This window comes from Thiobacillus denitrificans DSM 12475 (genome assembly GCF_000376425.1).
In the GTDB taxonomy this organism is placed as follows: Bacteria; Pseudomonadota; Gammaproteobacteria; order Burkholderiales; family Thiobacillaceae; genus Thiobacillus; species Thiobacillus denitrificans.
In genome coordinates this window covers 110,823-129,624 of sequence record NZ_AQWL01000009.1, presented here as the reverse complement: position 1 = coordinate 129,624, position 18,802 = coordinate 110,823, and the positions used below count along the sequence as shown (strand labels likewise).

20 protein-coding genes are annotated in these 18,802 nt (G+C 62.3%); 6 read left to right on the top strand and 14 right to left on the bottom strand.

Translation table 11 applies throughout. The features are described from left to right. The first annotated feature begins 56 nt into the window (after positions 1-56). The 3 genes from rplU to cgtA all read left to right on the top strand — a co-directional run bounded on the left by rplU (position 57) and on the right by cgtA (position 1,798). Positions 57-368: a 50S ribosomal protein L21 gene (gene rplU, locus B059_RS0114200; protein WP_018078920.1), complete on the top strand. Its 312-nt coding sequence runs from the start codon at positions 57-59 to the stop codon at positions 366-368. A gap of 12 nt (positions 369-380) precedes the next feature. Then, positions 381-644: a 50S ribosomal protein L27 gene (gene rpmA / locus B059_RS0114195; RefSeq protein ID WP_018078919.1), complete on the top strand. Its 264-nt coding sequence runs from the start codon at positions 381-383 to the stop codon at positions 642-644. A gap of 95 nt (positions 645-739) precedes the next feature. Beyond that, complete coding sequence (gene cgtA / locus B059_RS0114190; protein WP_018078918.1) at positions 740-1,798, top strand: Obg family GTPase CgtA; 1,059 nt, start codon at positions 740-742, stop codon at positions 1,796-1,798. Here cgtA and B059_RS0114185 read toward each other — a convergent pair. The 10 genes from B059_RS0114185 to B059_RS0114140 all read right to left on the bottom strand — a co-directional run bounded on the left by B059_RS0114185 (position 1,795) and on the right by B059_RS0114140 (position 11,916). Beyond that, positions 1,795-2,073 (bottom strand): hypothetical protein, encoded by a 279-nt coding sequence (locus B059_RS0114185; RefSeq protein ID WP_018078917.1) that lies wholly within the window; start codon positions 2,071-2,073, stop codon positions 1,795-1,797. The two genes, cgtA and B059_RS0114185, sit on opposite strands and share 4 nt — an antisense overlap. Next, positions 2,070-4,190: a nitric oxide reductase activation protein NorD gene (locus B059_RS0114180; RefSeq protein ID WP_018078916.1), complete on the bottom strand. Its 2,121-nt coding sequence runs from the start codon at positions 4,188-4,190 to the stop codon at positions 2,070-2,072. The genes B059_RS0114185 and B059_RS0114180 overlap by 4 nt, the downstream gene beginning before the upstream one ends. 20 nt (positions 4,191-4,210) lie before the next feature. Continuing rightward, positions 4,211-5,023, bottom strand: a complete 813-nt coding sequence (locus B059_RS0114175; RefSeq protein WP_018078915.1) for a CbbQ/NirQ/NorQ/GpvN family protein — start codon at positions 5,021-5,023, stop codon at positions 4,211-4,213. A gap of 14 nt (positions 5,024-5,037) precedes the next feature. Next, entirely contained in the window at positions 5,038-5,511 is a 474-nt protein-coding gene (locus B059_RS0114170; protein ID WP_018078914.1) for a DUF4124 domain-containing protein, read from the bottom strand. 5 nt (positions 5,512-5,516) lie between these two features. Next, positions 5,517-6,428: a YkgJ family cysteine cluster protein gene (locus tag B059_RS0114165; RefSeq protein WP_018078913.1), complete on the bottom strand. Its 912-nt coding sequence runs from the start codon at positions 6,426-6,428 to the stop codon at positions 5,517-5,519. Positions 6,429-6,605: 177 nt separating this feature from the next. Next, complete coding sequence (gene aprA, locus B059_RS0114160) at positions 6,606-8,627, bottom strand: adenylyl-sulfate reductase subunit alpha (protein WP_018078912.1); 2,022 nt, start codon at positions 8,625-8,627, stop codon at positions 6,606-6,608. An 18-nt stretch (positions 8,628-8,645) separates the two neighbouring features. Beyond that, on the bottom strand, positions 8,646-9,119 hold the full coding sequence (aprB, locus tag B059_RS0114155) for an adenylyl-sulfate reductase subunit beta (protein WP_018078911.1): 474 nt from the start codon (positions 9,117-9,119) through the stop codon (positions 8,646-8,648). A gap of 183 nt (positions 9,120-9,302) precedes the next feature. Further along, a complete protein-coding gene (gene sat / locus B059_RS0114150) occupies positions 9,303-10,520 on the bottom strand; it encodes a sulfate adenylyltransferase (protein WP_018078910.1) in 1,218 nt (405 codons plus the stop codon). Between the two features lie 165 nt (positions 10,521-10,685). Beyond that, positions 10,686-11,099, bottom strand: a complete 414-nt coding sequence (locus B059_RS0114145) for a hypothetical protein (RefSeq protein WP_018078909.1) — start codon at positions 11,097-11,099, stop codon at positions 10,686-10,688. A gap of 106 nt (positions 11,100-11,205) precedes the next feature. Beyond that, on the bottom strand, positions 11,206-11,916 hold the full coding sequence (locus B059_RS0114140) for a type 1 glutamine amidotransferase (RefSeq protein WP_018078908.1): 711 nt from the start codon (positions 11,914-11,916) through the stop codon (positions 11,206-11,208). On the opposite strand from B059_RS0114140, the gene B059_RS0114135 reads away from it, so the two are divergent. Continuing rightward, complete coding sequence (locus B059_RS0114135) at positions 11,915-12,565, top strand: retropepsin-like aspartic protease family protein (RefSeq protein WP_018078907.1); 651 nt, start codon at positions 11,915-11,917, stop codon at positions 12,563-12,565. The genes B059_RS0114140 and B059_RS0114135 overlap by 2 nt on opposite strands. Before the next feature lie 66 nt (positions 12,566-12,631). On the opposite strand, the gene folE2 is transcribed toward B059_RS0114135, so the two are convergent. The 4 genes from folE2 to B059_RS0114115 form a co-directional block, all read right to left on the bottom strand. Continuing rightward, positions 12,632-13,441, bottom strand: coding sequence for a GTP cyclohydrolase FolE2 (gene folE2, locus B059_RS0114130; protein ID WP_018078906.1), 810 nt, complete (start codon positions 13,439-13,441; stop codon positions 12,632-12,634). A gap of 79 nt (positions 13,442-13,520) precedes the next feature. Then, complete coding sequence (gene dxs / locus B059_RS0114125) at positions 13,521-15,377, bottom strand: 1-deoxy-D-xylulose-5-phosphate synthase (protein ID WP_018078905.1); 1,857 nt, start codon at positions 15,375-15,377, stop codon at positions 13,521-13,523. A gap of 1 nt (position 15,378) precedes the next feature. Continuing rightward, positions 15,379-16,266 carry a polyprenyl synthetase family protein gene (locus B059_RS0114120; RefSeq protein WP_018078904.1) on the bottom strand — a complete coding sequence of 296 codons (888 nt, stop codon included), beginning with the start codon at positions 16,264-16,266 and terminating at the stop codon, positions 15,379-15,381. Further along, complete coding sequence (locus B059_RS0114115; protein WP_018078903.1) at positions 16,259-16,501, bottom strand: exodeoxyribonuclease VII small subunit; 243 nt, start codon at positions 16,499-16,501, stop codon at positions 16,259-16,261. The genes B059_RS0114120 and B059_RS0114115 overlap by 8 nt, the downstream gene beginning before the upstream one ends. Positions 16,502-16,760: 259 nt before the next feature. On the opposite strand from B059_RS0114115, the gene B059_RS0114110 reads away from it, so the two are divergent. After that, complete coding sequence (locus tag B059_RS0114110; protein WP_018078902.1) at positions 16,761-17,873, top strand: aromatic ring-hydroxylating oxygenase subunit alpha; 1,113 nt, start codon at positions 16,761-16,763, stop codon at positions 17,871-17,873. Positions 17,874-17,934: 61 nt separating this feature from the next. Continuing rightward, on the top strand, positions 17,935-18,801 hold the full coding sequence (locus B059_RS0114105; RefSeq protein WP_026177541.1) for a DMT family transporter: 867 nt from the start codon (positions 17,935-17,937) through the stop codon (positions 18,799-18,801). Position 18,802: the final 1 nt, after the last annotated feature.

Sequence of the window (18,802 nt, the reverse complement as noted above, 5' to 3'; positions counted from 1 at the left end):
CTGTTCGTCGCTAGAATCTTGCGCTTTCCTGGGTTCGTATTGGTTGGAGACCCCCAATGTACGCAGTCATCAAAACCGGCGGCAAGCAATATCGCGTGAGCGCCGGTGACAAACTTAAAATTGAAAAGCTCGAAGCCGAGATCGGCAGCGAGATCACCTTTGATCAGGTGCTGATGGTGGGCGATGGCGCTGACATCAAAATGGGCGCCCCCATGCTGCGTGGCGCCACGGTGACGGCCACGGTGCTGAACCAGGCGCGTGGCGACAAAATCAAAATTTTCAAGATGCGCCGCCGCAAGCATTATCGCAAGAGCCAGGGCCATCGCCAGTACTTCACCGAAGTGCAAATCGGTGGCATCACCGCATAAGGAGCACATGACATGGCACACAAGAAAGCAGGCGGCAGTTCGCGTAACGGTCGCGATTCGGAATCGAAACGTCTGGGCGTGAAGCGCTACGGCGGCGAATTGGTTCTGGCGGGCAACATCATCGTGCGTCAGCGCGGCACCCAGTTCCACCCCGGCGACAACGTCGGCATCGGCAAGGACCACACCCTGTTCGCCAAGGCGAACGGCACGGTCAAGTTCGAAGTCAAGGGTGCAGCCCGCCGCCGTGTGGTTCGCATCGAGCCGGTTGCGGCTTGAGTTGATTTAAGCCGAGTCCGAATCGGCCACCAAAAAGCCCTGTCCGCCGGATGGGGCTTTTTTGTTTGTGCCGGGTTAATCAGGTTTACGCCAATATGAAATTCATCGACGAAGCGAAAATTCAGGTGCTGGCCGGCAAGGGCGGCGACGGCAGTGCATCGTTTCGCCGTGAAAAATATATTCCCAAGGGCGGTCCCGACGGCGGCGACGGCGGCCGTGGCGGCAGCGTGTACGCGGTGGCGGACTGCAATATCAACACCTTGGTCGAGTTTCGTTTCAAGCGCACTTTCAAGGCGCAAAATGGCGAAGGCGGGCGCGGTGCGCAATGCTACGGCAAGGGCGGCGAAGATCTTGTCATCCGCGTGCCGGTCGGGACGGTGTTCACCGACATCAACAGCGGCGAAGTCGTGGCCGATCTGGCCGAGAACGGGCAAAAGGTTTGCCTGGCAAAAGGCGGCAAGGGCGGCCTGGGCAACCTGCATTTCAAGTCGAGCGTCAACCGCGCGCCGCGCCAGCATACACTGGGCGAGCCAGGCGAGGAATGGGAGCTGGCGCTTGAGTTGAAGGTGCTGGCCGACGTCGGCCTCCTGGGTATGCCCAACGCGGGCAAATCGACCTTCATCCGCGCGGTATCGGCGGCGCGCCCCAAGGTGGCCGATTACCCGTTCACCACGCTGGCCCCCAATCTGGGCGTGGTACGGGTGGACAGCGAACGCAGCTTCGTCATCGCCGACATTCCCGGGCTGATCGAGGGCGCGGCAGAAGGCGCCGGCCTGGGCCACCAGTTTCTGCGGCATCTGCAGCGCACCCGTTTGTTGCTGCACCTGGTCGATATTTCGCCGCGCTGGGAGGCCGGCGATCCGGTGCGCGAGGCACGCGCCATCGTCGAGGAGCTGCGCAAATACGACCAGCAGCTCTACGACAAGCCGCGCTGGCTGGTGCTGAACAAGATCGACATGGTGGACGAGGCCGAACGCGCAGCAGTGGTCGAGCGGTTTGTGAAGGACTACGGCTGGCAAGGGCCGGTGTTTGCGGTTTCGGCCTTGAATGGGGCAGGCTGCAGCGCGTTGACCTACGCCATCATGGACTATCTGGGCACGCAGTTTGCCGTGTCCATCGAGGATGCGGCGGCGGCCAATCCTGCCGCCGATTAAGGTTCCAGCGGTTCGGCTGGCGATGATGCATCGCTGTCGACCCGCTTCCAGTCGTTTTCCTGCAGCACCACCTGATATTTGGCCCAGCGGGCGAATTCTTCCGGGCTGCAATCGCCTTTCTTGCGGCGGCAGGTGCCGGCGATTCCCTTGAAGCGAACCACCGTCTCACCGGTCTCGGCGTCGGCGGCGATGTCGGCCAGTTGGCGCACGCCCCAGGTGCGACCGTAGGCACCGTTGCTGTAGAAATACCCTATCTTGAGTTCGTCCAGGCTCATGTCGTGATGCGTCGATAAATGTCGGTGACCTTGATGGGCAATTGTCGCACGTCATCCAGAATGATGTAACGCGCTGTGCCATACATGTGGGGCAGGTAGTCGCGTGCGTCGCGGTCGAGCGTGATGCAGAAGGGGTGAATGCCGGTGCGGCTGGCTTCCAGCAGCGCCATGCGCGTGTCCTCGATGCCGTACTGGCCGCGATAGACGTCGAAATAATCGTCCGGGCGGCCGTCCGATAGCGTCATCAGCACGCGGGTGCGGGCCTCGACCTGGTTCAGCAGCCGGGTCATGTGGCGCAGTGCGAAGCCCATGCGGGTGTATTCCTGCGGACGGATGCCGGAGATGCGCGCCTTCACTTCGTCGCCATAGTGTTCGTCGAAAGTCTTGATGCGGAACAGCTCGCAGCGCTTGCGCGTGGTGCCGGAAAAACCATAAATCGCATAGCGGTCGCCCAGCAGTTCCAGCGCCTCGCACAGCAGGATCAGCGCCTCGCGCTCGGCTTCGTTGATCCAGCCCTTGGTGGAACCGCTCATGTCGACCAGAAAGGCCACTGCGATGTTGCGTTCGGCGCGATGCAGGCGCACGAACAGGCGATCGCTCATTTCGCGGCCGTCTTTCGCATCGGCGAGCGCCTCGATCAGCGCGTCGAGATCGATTTCGTCGCCCTGGGTCTGCCGCTTGTCGAGGCGGTTCTCGTCGCGCAGCGCTTCGAATTTCCTGCGCAGGTGCTTGACCACGCCAGCGTATTTTTCGAGCGTATCGCGATAGAAGCTGTCGTGCGCCGGGGTGACGGTTTTTTCACGCATCACGCACCAGTTCTTGCGGTAATGCTGACGGCCGTGATCCCACTCGGGATACAGCTCCGCGCCTTTTTCATGATAGGTGCCGTGCCATACGGCATCAGGGTCCTCGGGCTGGTCGAACACGCGGGTCGGGTCGTATTCGCCATCGCCCGCCGGGGTGAGGTATTCCGGGGGGATCTCGCCGAAGTCGAGATAGACCGAGGCAAGCAGCTGTCTGACATCGTCGGGCGGCGCCAGCGGCGCGCCGTCGAGGGTGATCTCGAAGTCGAGCCGGCCGTTTTCGTCACGCGGCTCGGCATCCAGTGCAGGCGGCGTTGCGGGCGCTGCCTGCGGGCCGGTTTGCGCGGTCGTGTGCTCTTCCAGCAGCTCGGCCAGCCTGATGCGCAGGCGCGCCTTCTCGTTGTCCACTCGGGCGGCGCGGGCGGCGGCAATCGCCTCCGGACGCAGGCTGCCCTGATCGCTCCATTGTGGGCATTCGGCTTCGTCGTAGGCGGCGCCGAGCAGGGCCAGGCTGTCGTCCAGCGTGGACTGGGCGGAGCCCAATGCAGCCTCGAAACGGCGCCAGGCTGGCGGCAGTTCAGGGTCGAGCTGTGCGCGCAGGCGCTGCATCTGGCGGTGCAGGCCGGGTAGCTCACGCGCGATGCGCGCGGTGAGCCGCAGTGTTTCCAGCGCGTAAAGACGGGCGAGCGCGCGTTCCGGGTCGGCATAGTGGGCCGCGACGCCTGCATAATCGATGCGCAGGGTGCCGAAGCGAGTTTGCGCCCACAGCAGTGCGACGGTGGCCTTGGCGAGCTGGAAGTTATCGTCCAGATTCGGCAATGCGGCGATCAATGGCGGCAGCACGATGCGCTCGCCGTCAGTCCAGGCAGCATCGCCTTCCTCGATGCGCAGCCGTCGTCCGGAGAGGCCGCAGACGAAATTGCCAAGCACCGGTGCGATCTCGTCGAACAGCGCGCCGGCCGCATCGTTCCGGTGCTGCGCTGCATCGAAGCTGTCGACTTGCTCCATCACCCTGAGCGCGGTCTGCAGGCCGGTACGGTCGTAGACGTCGCAGGCATGCACCGCCCAGGCCTCCAGCAGGCGTCGCTCCATGCGCGGCAGCAGCGCCGGTGCACGGCGGCCGAACTGCCAGGCGAGCGTGATGTGGGTGGAGGCGATGCGGCGGATCCAGCCGAGGATGAAGTCCTGCTCGTCGCGTGCCAGCGGTTCGAGCTCGGCGGCGAGTTGCTCGACCTTGAAATAGGTGAATTCGGTTTCCAGCCAGACGTGGAGGCTGGCCTCCATGTCTGCGGCGGAAAGCGGCGGCTGTGCCATGTCGGATGGCCTGCTTCAGCTCAAAAAATCGATGAGGAGAGTTCCTGGATCGCCTTCAGCATGTCGGCGTCGTCGGTGACCGCCTGCGCGACCGCAGATTTGCATGCCGTCACCGGGCTGATGCCGTCGGCGATCAGCTTGCCGGCATGCACCAGCAGCCGCGTGGAGGCGCCTTCCTCCAGCCCGCTGCCCTTGAGGTTGCGCGTCATCTGCGCGAAGCGCACTAGATTGTCGGCGACCGCTTCGGTCACGCCGGATTCGGTAGCGACGATGCGGCGTTCGAGCGCGGCCGAGGGGTAGTCGAATTCCAGCGCGACGAAGCGCTGGCGGGTTGACTGCTTCAGATCCTTCAGCACGCTCTGATAGCCGGGATTGTAGGAAATGGCCAGGCAGAACTCGGGCGGCGCCTCGACGATCTGGCCGAGTTTTTCCATCGGCAGGGTGCGGCGATCGTCGGCCAGCGGATGGATCACCACCATGGTGTCCTTGCGCGCCTCGACGATTTCGTCCAGATAGCAGATGCCGCCGCAGCGAACTGCGCGGGTGAGCGGACCGTCGACCCATACGGTTTCGCCGCCCTTGACCAGATAGCGGCCGACCAGGTCGGACGCGGTGAGGTCATCGTGGCACGACACCGTGATCAGCGGCCTTTTGAGTCGCCACGCCATGTGTTCCATGAAGCGCGTCTTGCCGCAGCCGGTGGGGCCTTTCAGCAAGATCGGGATATGTTGCCGGTAGGCGGCCTCGAAGAGCCGGATTTCATCGCCGACGGCTTCATAGTAGGGCTCTTTTTCGATCAGACGATGGGTGGGGTCGAGGGTGCGTGCGTTCATGGCCGAAGGTTTTTTCAGAAGCAGGCGGATTGCTGTTTCTTGCGTTCGAGTTCTTTGACTTCCGCGTTCCAGGCATCCATCTGTTCCTGGGTGTAGCCTTTACGGCGTGCCGCATCCATTTTGTCGAACACCCGCCCGAGTTTGTCGGCCAGTGCGTCACACTGCCGCGCCGAGGCAGGTTTGGCGGTGGCATTTCCCTTCAGGGTACGCCGGGTTTCAAGGTGAATGGCAGGCTCGGCGTCGCGGTTCGCCGCTTTGGAGGCGGCAGGGGGGGCTGGCATGGGTAATGCTGGTTGCACGCGCACCGGGTCGGGCAGCGGTGCAGGGGCGATCTCCACTTTGCGCGCTTCCCGTGCATTGCGGCAGGGCAGGTTGGAATAAGTCACCTTGCCCTGCGCGTCGATGCACTTGTTGAGCGTGGGCTGCGCCGATGCGCCTGCGGGGAACAGGGCCGGCAACGCGAGCAGGACCAGTGCAAGCACACGCATGAGGATCAGTGCTCGCCCGAATACTTGTCGTCTTCGAGCGCCATCTTTTGCTGGAATTCGGTCTCTTTCGCCTGCTCGGCCAGGGCGCGCTTGCGCGCCAGACGCTTTTCGTACGCCCCCGGGTGCTGCTCGACAAATTCTTCGCCGAATAGCGCGTGGCGCAGGAAGTTCATGCCAAAGTCGAGCAGGGCCTCGTCGTCGGCGATCAGGGTGGCCATGATCTCGACCGGAATGTCATAAGTATCGTTGAAGCTCGGGCTCATGACAAAGGCGCGGAAACGGTCGACGTCATAGCTCGCCATGAAGAAGAGCTGGTTGGAAACCGGGGTCGGCTTGCCGATCGCGGGGCCGGCCGATTTGCGCTTGACCACCAGCTGGCGCCACGCGTGCGCTTTCTGGTCGTACTCGTCGACGCCCTGTTCGTGGCGGTATTCCTCGATGGTCTGGACCTTGTCCTCGAAGTGGCCAAGGCAGTGGGGCTCCTTCACCAGCGCGTAGGCACTGCGGTCGACGTATTCGTCCGAACGGCGCATGGTCAACAGCGCCACCGGGTAATAGCGGCAGGCGGTAGGGCGGTCTTCGTAGACGCCGCAGCCTTCGGGTGTCATGAACTGGCAGGCGGTACCACCCTCGACCGGATTCAGCTTGATGCCGGGCATGCCGTCCTTGTCCATCTCGAACGGTACCGAGTACTGCTTGAGGAATTCGCCCGACGACATGTCCAGGCGCTTTTTCAGACGCAGCACATCGTAGGGCGTCAAAGGAATGTCGATGTTGCTGCAGCAGGCATTCCAGCATTTGACGTTGCGATGGCAGCGGAATTGCAGCCTGGCGTTTTCAGCCAGCATGGCGGGTTTGACCGGGTTGCCCGCGAAAGGGGAATCCTCGATCAAGTCTTTAAATTCGGCTTCGTTCATTTTGCGACCTCTCGGGGCACTGCCCCTCACTTCAAAAACATCAACATATAGCCGGGAATGCGTAGGGTACGCGCTTTCGGCTGGATGCTGAACAACCTTGATTGTCTTGCTGTTATTACTGCCGGAAAAAAACCGGGCGCCCAGAAGGCGCCCGGAGTTTACTGCGTCACCGATGGATTAGTGGGCAGCGGGCTTGAACAGCTTGGACTTGTCGACCAGATCCACGTGGGCGCGCTTGAAGCAGTTCCACTGCTTGGAGTTCTTGTCGTAGACCGAGTTCACGAAGCAATGCCAGTTTTCCTCATCGACAAAGTTCTTGTCCATGCGGTAGTAGAAGCCGGGGTAACGGCTTTCTTCGCGGAACTGGATGTGCTTCATGTGGGCTTCGGCCGTCAGGATGCGATGGTAGTTTTCCCACGCGCGCAGCAGTTCGTGCAGGTCTTTCGCACGCATCTTTTCTGCGTCTTCCTTCAGCATGTTCAGCTTTTCTTCCGCCACACCCAGCATGTTGGCGTTGGTCGTGTAGTAGGTCGCGACACCGGCAACATACTCGTCCATGATTTTCTGCAGACGGAACTGCAGCATCTTGGGTGTGATGTAGTTGGGGTTGACGTCGATCGCCGTGGTGTAGTCCTTGTGCTCGAGGAAGGTGCGCACCGGCTTGTAGATGTCTTCCACCAGTTGCTCGACGGAGGTGTCGAGTTCGGGTTTCCAGTCCTTGTTGTCGATGCAGAACTTGACCATGGACTTGGCGCACATGCGGCCTTCGGCGTGGGAGCCGGAGGAGAACTTGTGGCCGGATGCGCCCACGCCGTCGCCGGCGGTGAACAGACCCTTGACCGTGGTCATCGAGCGGTAGCCCCAGTTCCAGCCCTTGGGCAGGTGAGCCGGGATCTTGCCCGCATCGGCGTGCGTTTCGTCGGTCGGTGCGCCGATATCGGTCGGGCCCGACACCCAGATGCCGCAGCAGCCGGAATGGCTGCCAAGCAGGTAGGGCTCGGTCGGCATCAGTTCGGAGTTCTTCTTCTCCGGCTCGATGTTTTCGCCCACCCAGATACCGCACTGGCCGACGCACATGTCGAGGAAGTCTTCCCAGGCTTCGGCTTCGAGGTGCTTCACTTCGCGCGGGGTCAGGGTCTCGCGCAGCTTGGCGAGGGCGGTCACGGTGTCCATGTAGATGGGACCGCGGCCTTCCTTCATTTCCTTCAGCATCAGGTGGTTACGCAGGCACGAAGCCGGCACGGCAGCCTGACCGTAGGGGGGGTAGTCGTTCAGCAGTTCCTTGTTCTTCTGCATGTAGACTTCGCCGTAGGCGTTGACGGCCTGGGCCTTGAACAGCAGGAACCATGCGCCGACCGGGCCGTAGCCGTCCTTGAAGCGGGCGGGCACGAAGCGGTTTTCCATCATGGTCAGCTCGGCGCCGGCTTCGGCAGCCATCGCGTAGGTCGAACCTGCGTTCCACACCGGGTACCAGGCACGGCCGGTACCTTCACCGACGGAGCGCGGACGGAAGATGTTCACGCAGCCACCGGCGGCCAGCAGGATCGCCTTGGCCTTGTAGACGACGACCTTGTGGTCGCGGGTCGAGAAGCCGACGGCACCGGCGATGCGGTTGGGGTCGTTCTTGTCGTTGACCAGCTTGACGATGAAGATGCGCTCTTCGATGCGATCCATGCCGAGCGCCTTCTTGGTCGCTTCGGCCACGATCCACTTGTAGGATTCGCCGTTGATCATGATCTGCCATTTGCCGGAACGCACGGGCTTGCCGCCGTCCTTCAGCGTGGGCAGGCCTTGCGAACCGTCGTGGCGCTCGCCGTTTTCGTCGGTCTTCCAGATCGGCAGGCCCCATTCCTCGAACAGGTGCACGGAATCATCCACGTTGCGGCCGAGGTCGTAGGCGAGGTCGTCACGCGTGATACCCATCAGGTCGTTGGAGACCATGCGGGCGTAGTCGGCGGGATCCTGTTCGGATCCGATATAGGTGTTGATCGCGGACAGGCCTTGTGCCACGGCACCGGAACGGTCCATCGCGGCCTTGTCGACCAGCTTGATCTTCAGATCGATGCCGGTCTCTGCCTTGGCGGCGTCAGCCCAGCGCATGACTTCGTAACCGGCGCCGCAGCAAGCCATGCCGCCGCCGATCAGGAGGATGTCGACTTCCTCCTGGACTACTTCAGGATTACCAAATTCTCCAGCCATTTCGTTTACCTCTCTAAATTACTTGCGAATCAGTTCAGCGGGGTTGCCGGCACGGTAGCCCCCCATCATGTCACGGGTGAAGGAACCCGTGGACTCGATATCAGCCATCTTGGGCATGGGTTTGTTGCCGTAGGGATCGATCGAGCCTTCGGGGGTGGTGCGGATCGGGAACTTGAAACGCTTCAACACGCCGTTACGGAACTTGATGGTCCACATGATGGAGTCGGAACCACGCAGCGGTTGAACCATGCCGCCCAGCGGCACGACGTCGGCGTAGTGGCGAACTTCAATGGCTTGCTGCGGGCAAATCTTCACGCAGGAATAGCACTCCCAGCACTGCTCGGGTTCCTGGTTGAACGCACGCATGGCGTGGCCGGTTTCCGAACCGTCCTTGTCCAGTTTCATCAGATCGTGCGGGCAGATGTACATGCAAGCGGTCTTGTCCTGACCCTTGCAACCGTCGCACTTGTCGGTACGAACATAGGTTGGCATTACAGTCTCCTAAAGTTAGCTAACAATCCGCGTACGTCGCGGTCCGCTTAGAACTGAACCCGTCCTTGGCCGGGGCGACTCGCGAATCCGCTTCCGGTAGGCTCGTGTCCTAAAAGCTTGCCCCGATCACTGCTGCAACGATCGGAGCCATTCCATCCGGCATGCCTGCCGTCCGGAAAAAAACTACGCTGCCGAGTGGCCTTTCAACTCGACCTTGACGTTCTGCTCCGCGGAGAGGCCGGCGTAATACTTTTGCAGCACCTTGGCGACTTCCGGGCGGCTGAATTCGACCGGCAGATCCTGGCCTTCGGACAGCATCGAACGTACCTTGGTGCCGGACAGCAGGATGCGGTCGTCCTTGGTATGCGGGCAGGTACGCTGCGAGGCCATGCCACCGCATTTATTGCACCAGAAGGTCCAATCGATGTTCATGTTCTTGGTTTCGAGCGCATCCTTGGGGATTTCGTCGAAAATCTTCTGCGCGTCGAACGGGCCATAGTAATCACCCACGCCGGCGTGGTCGCGGCCGACGATCAGGTGCGAGCAGCCGTAGTTCTGGCGAAACAGCGCATGCAGCAGGGCTTCGCGCGGGCCGGCGTAGCGCATGTCGAGCGGGTAGCCCGCCTGGATCACGGTGTTGGGGGCAAAATAGTTGTCGATCAGAGTGGCGATCGCTTCGGAACGGACTTCGGCGGGAATGTCGCCCGGCTTCAGCGCGCCAAGCAGCGAGTGGATCAGCACGCCGTCCATGGTTTCGATGGCGATCTTGGCCAGATACTCATGCGAGCGGTGCATCGGGTTGCGGGTCTGGAAAGCGGCAATCTTGGACCAGCCCATTTTTTCGAATGCGGCGCGAGTTTCGGCGGGGGTCATGAACTGGTCGCCGTACTCTTCCTTGAAGCTGCCGGTGGACAGCACCTTGACCGGACCGGCGAGATTGACCGGGCCCTGGTCCATGACCATCTTCACGCCAGGGTGCTCGAGATCGGTGGTCTTGTAGACCTGCATGCACTCGTGCGCCTTGTCGATAGCGTATTTCTCGGTCACCTTCATGGTGCCCATGATGTTGCCGGATTCGCTGTCGACCAGTGCGATATCGGCACCGACCGCGATATTCTGGGCGGTGACTTCATCGGCGGAGAGGGTGACCGGAATCGGCCAGAACAGGCCGTTGGCCATTTTATAGCCGTCGCATACGCCCTGCCAGTCGGCATGGGTCATGAAGCCTTCGAGCGGGGTGAAACCGCCGATTCCCATCATGATGAGGTCGCCGGTTTCGCGCGAGGTCATCTTGACCTTGGGCAGCGAGGCAGCGCGGGCTTGCTCGGCAGCAAGTGCGGCGCCCGTCAGCAGCAGGGGTTTGAGTTCGCCGCCACCGTGGGGGCGTACCAGTTTGGACATGCTGTCTCCTCAGAATTGAAGGGGTTATTGAGTCGGGGCAGCATAGCACCGGGGCTGATGTCTGAATAATGCTTTATTTTTATTTGAGGATAAGCGGGGTTGATATTGACTCATGGCCATAAAAAAGCCCGGTATGGCCGGGCTTTTTTATTTTGAAACAACTGCTTATGCGTCGAAGAAGGCAGGCATGTCGGTCTGCTCGGTCTTGATGACGTCAACCCAGGCAGGCTTGGTGTCGCCACCGGCTGCAGCCAGTTTTTTGGTTTCTTCGTAGAGCATTTTCCAGCGGTTGTACAGACAGTCGCTGATCTTGCGCATACCCGAATCGAAATAGGAGTTATGCAGATCGCCTACGGTACGGGTGAAAGCCTCCATCTGCTCAAGCAGGTTATGTGGGTAGCCGTGACGGTTGGGGTCGGCGTATTTGACCATTTCGCGCTTGACTGCCCGCACGAAGACTTTTTGGCCTTCGGTGAGGTCGGCTTCGGTACGGGGGCTACCGCCGTAATTCATCACCTCGTGGATGAAGCCATTGAGACGTTCGCCGAAATCGAAGTTGGCATAGTCGACGTTTTGCATAAATCCTCCGTTATCACGATGAATCTTTAAACCTGGATATGACTCCGTTGGCTATCCTACCCTGCGCGATACGGCTGTCCAGCGTCTTCTCGGGGCGGCCGCATGATTATTTTCTAAGCCCTTGAATCCAGCGGGAATATATTTTGTCGGCCAGTTGATGCAGGCGGGCGATGCGGGCATCCATGTCCGCCTGGATGGCGCCGGGAGACTGTACGCCGGGACTGTCGCTGGCGGCGATTTCGGCGCCGCCGCTGTCGCACCAGCTGGCGATCAGTTCGGGCGTCATTTCGACGTGGCATTGCATACCGATATGGCGGCCATTCAGGATATAGGCCTGGTTGGCGCACCAGACGCTGTCGAGAATGCGCGTGGCGCCCGGCGGCAGACTGAAGGTGTCGCCGTGCCAGTGAAACGCCAGCATGGGCTGTGTGGCTTCGCCCAGCCAGGGAAGCGCTGCTTCGGCGTCGCTGATGCGGACGTCGCCCCAGCCGATCTCCTTGACCGGGTTACGGCTCACCGTGCCGCCCAGCGCTTTGGACATCAGCTGCCCGCCCAGGCAATGACCAATCACCGGAACGTCCGATGCGACCGCCTGGCGGATCAGGGCCAGCAGCGGCGGAATCCAGGGCAGGTCGTCGTTGACGCTCATATGCCCGCCCATCAAGCAGATGCCCGAAGCGCCGTTAAGGTCTTTGGGCACGGCGTCGCCGGCGTCGATGCGAACCAGCTGCCAGGGAATGCCGTGGTGATCCAGAAACGTGGTGAAATATCCCGGCCCTTCGGTGAGCGAATGACGGAAAACCAGAACAGGAAGCATGATGCCTCTCGATAAAAAAACGGTCGTGATGATGATAGCCGCAGGCGGACTTTCCTGCATGCCTGCGTGGGCAGCCAGCATCTCGGTGACGGGGCTGTTCAAGGACAAGGCCATCGTCAGCATCGACGGCGGCAGGCCACGTACCCTGAGTGTGGGACAGACGGTTCAGGGAGTGAAACTGGTGGCCGCGGATTCCGGTAGTGCCAGTTTCGACGTCGACGGCAAGCGCCGTACGCTGGGTATGGGGCAATCGTTTGCAGGCGGCGCGCCGACTGGCCCGCGCCAGAGCGTGTCGCTCACGGCCGATGCCCGTGGCCACTTTGCCGCGGCCGGTTCGCTCAACGGGTATCCGATGAGCTTCCTGGTCGACACCGGCGCGACGTCCATCGCCATCAGCGCTGCCGAAGCCAGACGCATCGGACTCGACTACAAGGCCGGGCAGGCCACTGGCGTCGGCACCGCCGCAGGGGTGGTGCCTGCCTGGCGCGTCAAGTTCAATACCGTCAAGGTCGGCGGCATTACTGTCAGCCAGGTCGACGGTCTGGTGGTCGAGACCGGTTTGAGCGTGCCGCTTTTGGGGATGAGCTTTTTGAACCGGATGGAAATGCGGCGCGACGGGCAGACGATGACGCTTACGCAGCGGTATTGACGGCAAGCGGGCAAAATGAAGCGGGGCCCACTGTTGCGGGCCCCGCTCCTGCGATGCTGCAGGAAATTATTGCTTTGTCTTGTCGCGCTCGATCAATGCGTACGCCGAATGATTGTGGATGGATTCGAAGTTCTCGGCTTCCACCACATACGCATCGATCATGGGTTCGGCGTTCATTGCGGCGGCGACGTCGCGCACGATGTCCTCGACGAATTTCGGATTGTCGTAGGCGCGTTCGGTGACGTATTTCTCGTCAGGCCGTTTCAGCAGGCCGAACAGCTCGCACGAGGCCTGGTCTTCAACTTTGCGCACCAGGTCTTCGATCCATAGGAAGCCGTTGGTCCTGGCGGTGACGGTGACGTGCGAGCGCTGGTTGTGGGCGCCGTAATCGGAGATTTTCTTCGAGCACGGGCACAGGGAGGTCACCGGCACCAGCACGCGAGTGGTGTGGGTGTATTGGCCGTTCTCTATTGCGCCGATGAAGGTGACTTCGTAATCCAGCAGGCTCTGCACGCCTGAGATGGGCGCGGATTTGTTGATGAAGTAGGGGAAGGTCATTTCGATGTAGCCGGATTCGGCTTCCAGGCGTTCGATCATCTGGCGCAACATGCCCTCGAAATTCTCGACCGAAATCTCGCGCTCGCGTGTATTGAGGATTTCAATGAAGCGCGACATGTGCGTACCCTTGAAGTTATGCGGCAGGTACACGTACATATTGAAGCTGGCGATGGTGTGCTGGACGCCGACGCTCTTGTCAGCGACCCGAACCGGGTGGCGAATGCTCTTGATGCCGACCTTGTTGATGGCGATTTGCCGCGTGTCGGTCGAACTTTGTACGTCCGGCATGCAAACGGCGGTTTCGCAGATCTGGTTCATGGCAGGCTCCTTGTATTGGTTTCAGCTTGGGCTGGGGACAGTTTAGACTAAGTATAAACTGTCCGAATAGTTGAGTAAACTACTCGGATAATAAGATCATCCGCTGACGTACGGAATGGACTATCCCCGTCGCGTCGAGCCCGCAGCCAGCCAGCATCGCAGCCGGGTCGCCATGTTCGATAAAAGTGTCGGGCAGGCCCAGATGCAGGATCGGCATGCTGAGGCCAAGTCCGGCCAGAGCCTCGGCTACCCCGGTGCCGGCGCCGCCCGCCACCGTATTTTCTTCCAGTGTCACCAGCAGACGGTGGCTGTGCGCCAATTCACGTAGCAAGTCCAGGTCCAGCGGTTTCACGAAGCGCATGTCGGCCACGCTGGCATCGAGCGCTTCGGCCGCTTGTAGCGAGGGTGCGACCAGGCTGCCGAAGGCGACGAGCGCGACATCGTGGCCGCGCCGACGCAGCAGGCCCTTGCCGATCTCGACTGGTTCGAGGCCGGGTTCGATCGCGGCGCCGCCGCCGCTGCCGCGCGGATAGCGCACCGCCGAAGGGCCATCGTGCAGGAAGGCGGTGGTCAACAGGCGGCGGCACTCGTTCTCGTCCGATGGCGCGGCGATCAGCAGGTTGGGGATGCAGCGCAGGAAGGAGAGGTCGAAACTGCCGGCGTGGGTGGGGCCGTCGGCACCGACCAGGCCGGCGCGGTCGATCGCCAGCATCACCGGCAGGTTCTGCAGTGCGACGTCATGGATCAGCTGGTCGTAGGCGCGCTGCAGGAAGGTCGAATAAATCGCCACCACCGGCTTCACCCCCTCGCAGGCCAGCCCGGCGGCGAAAGTCAGCGCGTGCTGTTCAGCGATGCCGACGTCGAAATAGCGTTTCGGAAACTGTTCGGAGAAGCGCACCAGCCCGGAGCCTTCGCGCATTGCTGGCGTGATGCCGACCAGCCGCGTATCGGTGACAGCCATGTCGCACAGCCAGTCGCCGAACACCTGGGTGTAGGTGGGCTTGCCGCCGGTTTTTTCGGCGACGCCTGCGGCCGGGTCGAAGCACGACACGCCGTGATACAGGCAGGGGTTGGTTTCGGCGGGTTCATAGCCCTTGCCTTTGCGGGTGACCACATGCAGAAATTGCGGGCCGCTGAGCTGCTTGATGTTGCCTAGCGTTTCCAGCAGCACGTCGAGATCGTGGCCATCGATCGGACCGATGTAGTTGAAGCCGAATTCCTCGAACAGGGTGCCAGGCGTCACCATGCCCTTCATGTGTTCCTCGGCGCGCTTGGCGAGTTCGCGAATCGGCGGCGCGACGGACAGTACTCTTTCGCCGGCGCGGCGGGCCGCCGCGTAGAACTTGCCGGACATCATGCGCGCCAGGTAGTTGTTGAGCGCGCCGACGTTGGGCGAAATCGACATGTCGTTGTCGTTCAGCACCACCAGCAGAGGCAGGTCGGTGGCGCCGGCATTGTTGAGTGCCTCGAATGCCATGCCGGCGGTCATGGCGCCGTCGCCGATGATCGCCACCGCGCGGTGGCTGGAGCCAAGCTGACGAAACGCCTCGGCCATGCCGAGCGCCGCCGAAATCGAGGTGCTGGAGTGGCCGACGCCAAAGGCATCGAACTCGCTTTCTACGCGGCGCGGAAACCCGGCGATGCCACCCGGCCGACGCAGGCCGGCCATCGCCGAGCGGCGGCCGGTCAGGATTTTGTGGGCATAGGTCTGGTGGCCGACGTCCCAGACGATGCGGTCGCGCGGGGTGTCGAACACATAATGCAGGGCGAGGGTCAGTTCAATCGTGCCGAGATTGGATGCCAGGTGGCCACCGGTGCGGGAAACCGACTGCACCAGAAATTCGCGCAGTTCGGCAGCGAGTTGCGGCAACTCGGCCGGTGCCAGGGCGCGCAGGTCGGTGGGGGTGTGGAGGGTGTCGAGCAAAGGCGTGGCCATCTTAAAACGTCCGTTCGACCACAAAATCGGCCAGCTGGCGCAGCCGCTCGGCGCGCGCGCCGAGCGGGGTCAGCGCAGTGCGGGCGTCGGCGCGCAGTTCCAGCGCCAGTTCGCGCGCGCGCGTCACGCCGAGCAGGCTGACGTAGGTCGGTTTGTTGTTGGCGGCGTCCTTGCCGGCGGTCTTGCCCAGCGTGGCGGTGGGGGTTTCGGCATCGAGCACGTCGTCCACCACCTGAAAGGCCAGGCCGATGCATTTGGCGTAATGATCGAGCGCCGCGGCAGTCGCGTCGGGCAAGACACCGCACTGCGCGCCCAGCAGTACCGAGGCGCGGATCAGCGCGCCGGTCTTGTGGATGTGCATGAATTCGAGTTCGGTCAGGTCGAGCGGCTTGCCCACGCTGGCCAGATCGATCGCCTGGCCGCCGGCCATGCCGCGGGATCCCGCTGCCTGCGCCAGTAGCCGCACCATGCTCAGCTGGACGGCAGCGTCGTCGGCCAGCGGCTGCGCCGCGAGGATGTCGAACGCCAGACTCTGCAGCGCGTCGCCCACCAGCAGGGCGGTGGCTTCGTCGAATTCGACATGTACCGTGGGCTTGCCGCGCCGCAGTGCGTCGTCGTCCATCGCCGGCATGTCGTCGTGCACCAGCGAATAGGCGTGAATCAGTTCCACTGCCGCAGCGGCGTGCTGTACGCGTTCGATATCGGCGCCCGCGACTTCGCCGGCGGCAAATGCCAGCAGCGGCCGTACTCGCTTGCCGCCGCCCAGCACCGCATAGCGCATGGCCTCGTGCAGGCGCTGCGGGGCAATCTGGGGGGCGGGGAGCCATTCGGCCAGCACGCTTTCCATGCGTGCCTGGCATGCCTGTGTCCAGGCGGCAAAATCAGTCATCGATGTCTTCGGTCTTGAAGGGCTGCAGGGTGCCGTTTTCCAGGATCTTCACTTGCTGTTCGGCAGCGGCCAGTTGCTGACGGCAGTACTGCAGCAGTTCGGCGCCGCGCTTGTAGGCGGTCAGCGAGGCCTCCAGCGGCAGCTGGCCGGATTCCATCTCGCCCACGATGGCTTCCAGTTCGGTCAATGCCGACTCGTAATCTTTGGGGGGCGTGGCGGCGCGGGATTTGGCCATGAAATTTCGAACCCGGCGGAGAAAGGACGCTACTTTAGCAAATTCGGCGCGCAGGCGCCTCCCCGCGATGCCTGCCTATGCTAGAATTTCGCGCTTTCCCTGCGCCGTAAGGCATTGTGTCCAGGCAGGGGTTCATCCGTAAATCCGGTGGGCATCAGGGCCTGGGCCCCGATACGTTTTTAATGGTGGTCGTTTCGCGATCACGCTTGCCGCTTCCGGTACCGACTGGAAGGGGGCTTGGTTTTGAGTAGGGTACGCCATGAGCGATCTCGCCGAATCCAGCGCCTTGTCGCTAATTTCACCTCAGTTGCCGGTTTCCTGGTACTTCGATCCGGCCGTCTACGCGCTGGAACTGAAACATCTGTTCAAACAAGGCCCCGGTTATGCGGGCCATCGCTTGATGGTGCCCGAAGCGGGCGATTATCACGCGCTGGAGTTGTTCGACGGCGCGAAGATGCTGGTCAACGGCGGAACCGGCATCGAGCTGCTGTCCAATGTATGCCGTCATCGCCAGGCGCTGATGCTGCAAGGGCGCGGCAAGCTGCCGTCCGGCAACATCGTCTGCCCGGTCCACCGCTGGACCTACGACAGCCAGGGCCGGCTGATGGGCGCGCCGGCGTTTCCCGGCAATCCCTGCCTCAACCTCGATCGCAGCGGCCTGCAGAACTGGCAGGGCCTGCTGTTCGCCGGCGCGCGCGATGTGAAGGCCGATCTGGCCGGCATGCAGGCGGCGCGCGAGCTCGATTTCTCCGGCTTCATGCTCGACCGCGTCGACGTGACGCATTACGCCTGCAACTGGAAAACCTTCATCGAGGTGTACCTGGAGGACTACCACGTCGCGCCCTATCATCCCGGGCTCGGTCACTTCGTCACCTGCGACGATCTGAAATGGGAATACGGCGACTGGTGGTCGGTGCAGACGGTGGGGGTGAATCGCGGGCTGACCAAGCCGGGCTCGCCGGTGTACCAGAAATGGCACGAACAGGTGCTGGCCTACCAGCAGGGCAAGGCGCCCGCGCATGGCTCGATCTGGCTGACCTACTATCCGGGCCTGATGGTCGAGTGGTATCCGCACGTGCTGGTGGTGTCGTCGATCGTGCCGACCGGGGTGGAGTCGTGCAGCAACGTGGTCGAGTTCTATTATCCCGAGGACATCGTCCTGTTCGAGCGCGCCTTCATCGAGGCCGAACAGGCGGCATATCACGAAACCGCGGTGGAAGACGAGGACATCTGCGAACGCATGCACAAGGGGCGGCGCGCGCTATACCAGCAGGGCATTTCGGAGACGGGGCCGTACCAGTCGCCGCTGGAGGATGGAATGATGCATTTCCACAGTTTCCTGCGGCGAGAGATCGAGCCGCATCTGAAATGAGCGGGTGGAACACCTCGGCGAACGGGCGGCGTATTCCGCCCGTTTTTTTCGCCCAGCCGCAATGAAGTCGAGCTGGATGCTGGTGGCGGCGGCGCTGTTCGCGCTGATGAGCGTGCTGGTGAAACATGCGTCCGCCACCTTTTCCCCGGCCGAACTGGTGTTCTATCGTTCGGCGTTCGGGCTGCTCGCCATCTGGGGCGTGATCGCGATCAGCCATCGCCGGCTGCTGGCGCCGCTTGCCACCCCTCATTTGAAAGCCCATTTCTGGCGCAGCCTGTCCGGCTTTTCCGCGCTGGTGCTGTTCTTCTACGCGCTGGCGCGGCTGCCGCTCGCCACCGCGGTCACCCTCAACTACACCGCGCCGCTGTTCCTTGCCGCGCTGTCGGCGTGGTGGCTGCATGAACGCCACGGGCGCGGCTTGAACGGTGCGGTGCTGCTGGGCTTTGTCGGCATCGTGCTGCTGCTGCAACCGCAGGTTCAGGGGCAGGCCTGGTTGCCGGCCCTGGCCGGGCTGACGTCCGGCATGCTGGCGGCGGTGGCCTACGTCAACGTCAAGCAACTCGGCAGGCTGGGCGAATCCGAATGGCGCGTGGTGTTCTATTTCACGTTGTTGTCGACCGTGGGCGGCGCAGCCTGGATGGCGGTGGCTGGATTCCACCTTCCACAGGCTGGCGACTGGCCGTGGCTGATCGGCATCGGCGTCACCGCCACGGTGGCGCAGCTGGCGCTGACACGTGCCTACCATCGCGGCCGCACGCTCACGGTCGGCTCGCTGGCCTACACGACAGTCGGGTTTTCCGCCCTGTACGGCGTGCTGCTGTTTGGCGAACGCTTGCCGTTGCTGGCCTGGATCGGCATGGCGCTGGTGGCGGCAGCCGGGGTGTGGGCGGTACGCGCATCAACCCCAATCCGGCCCGATTCGCTATAGT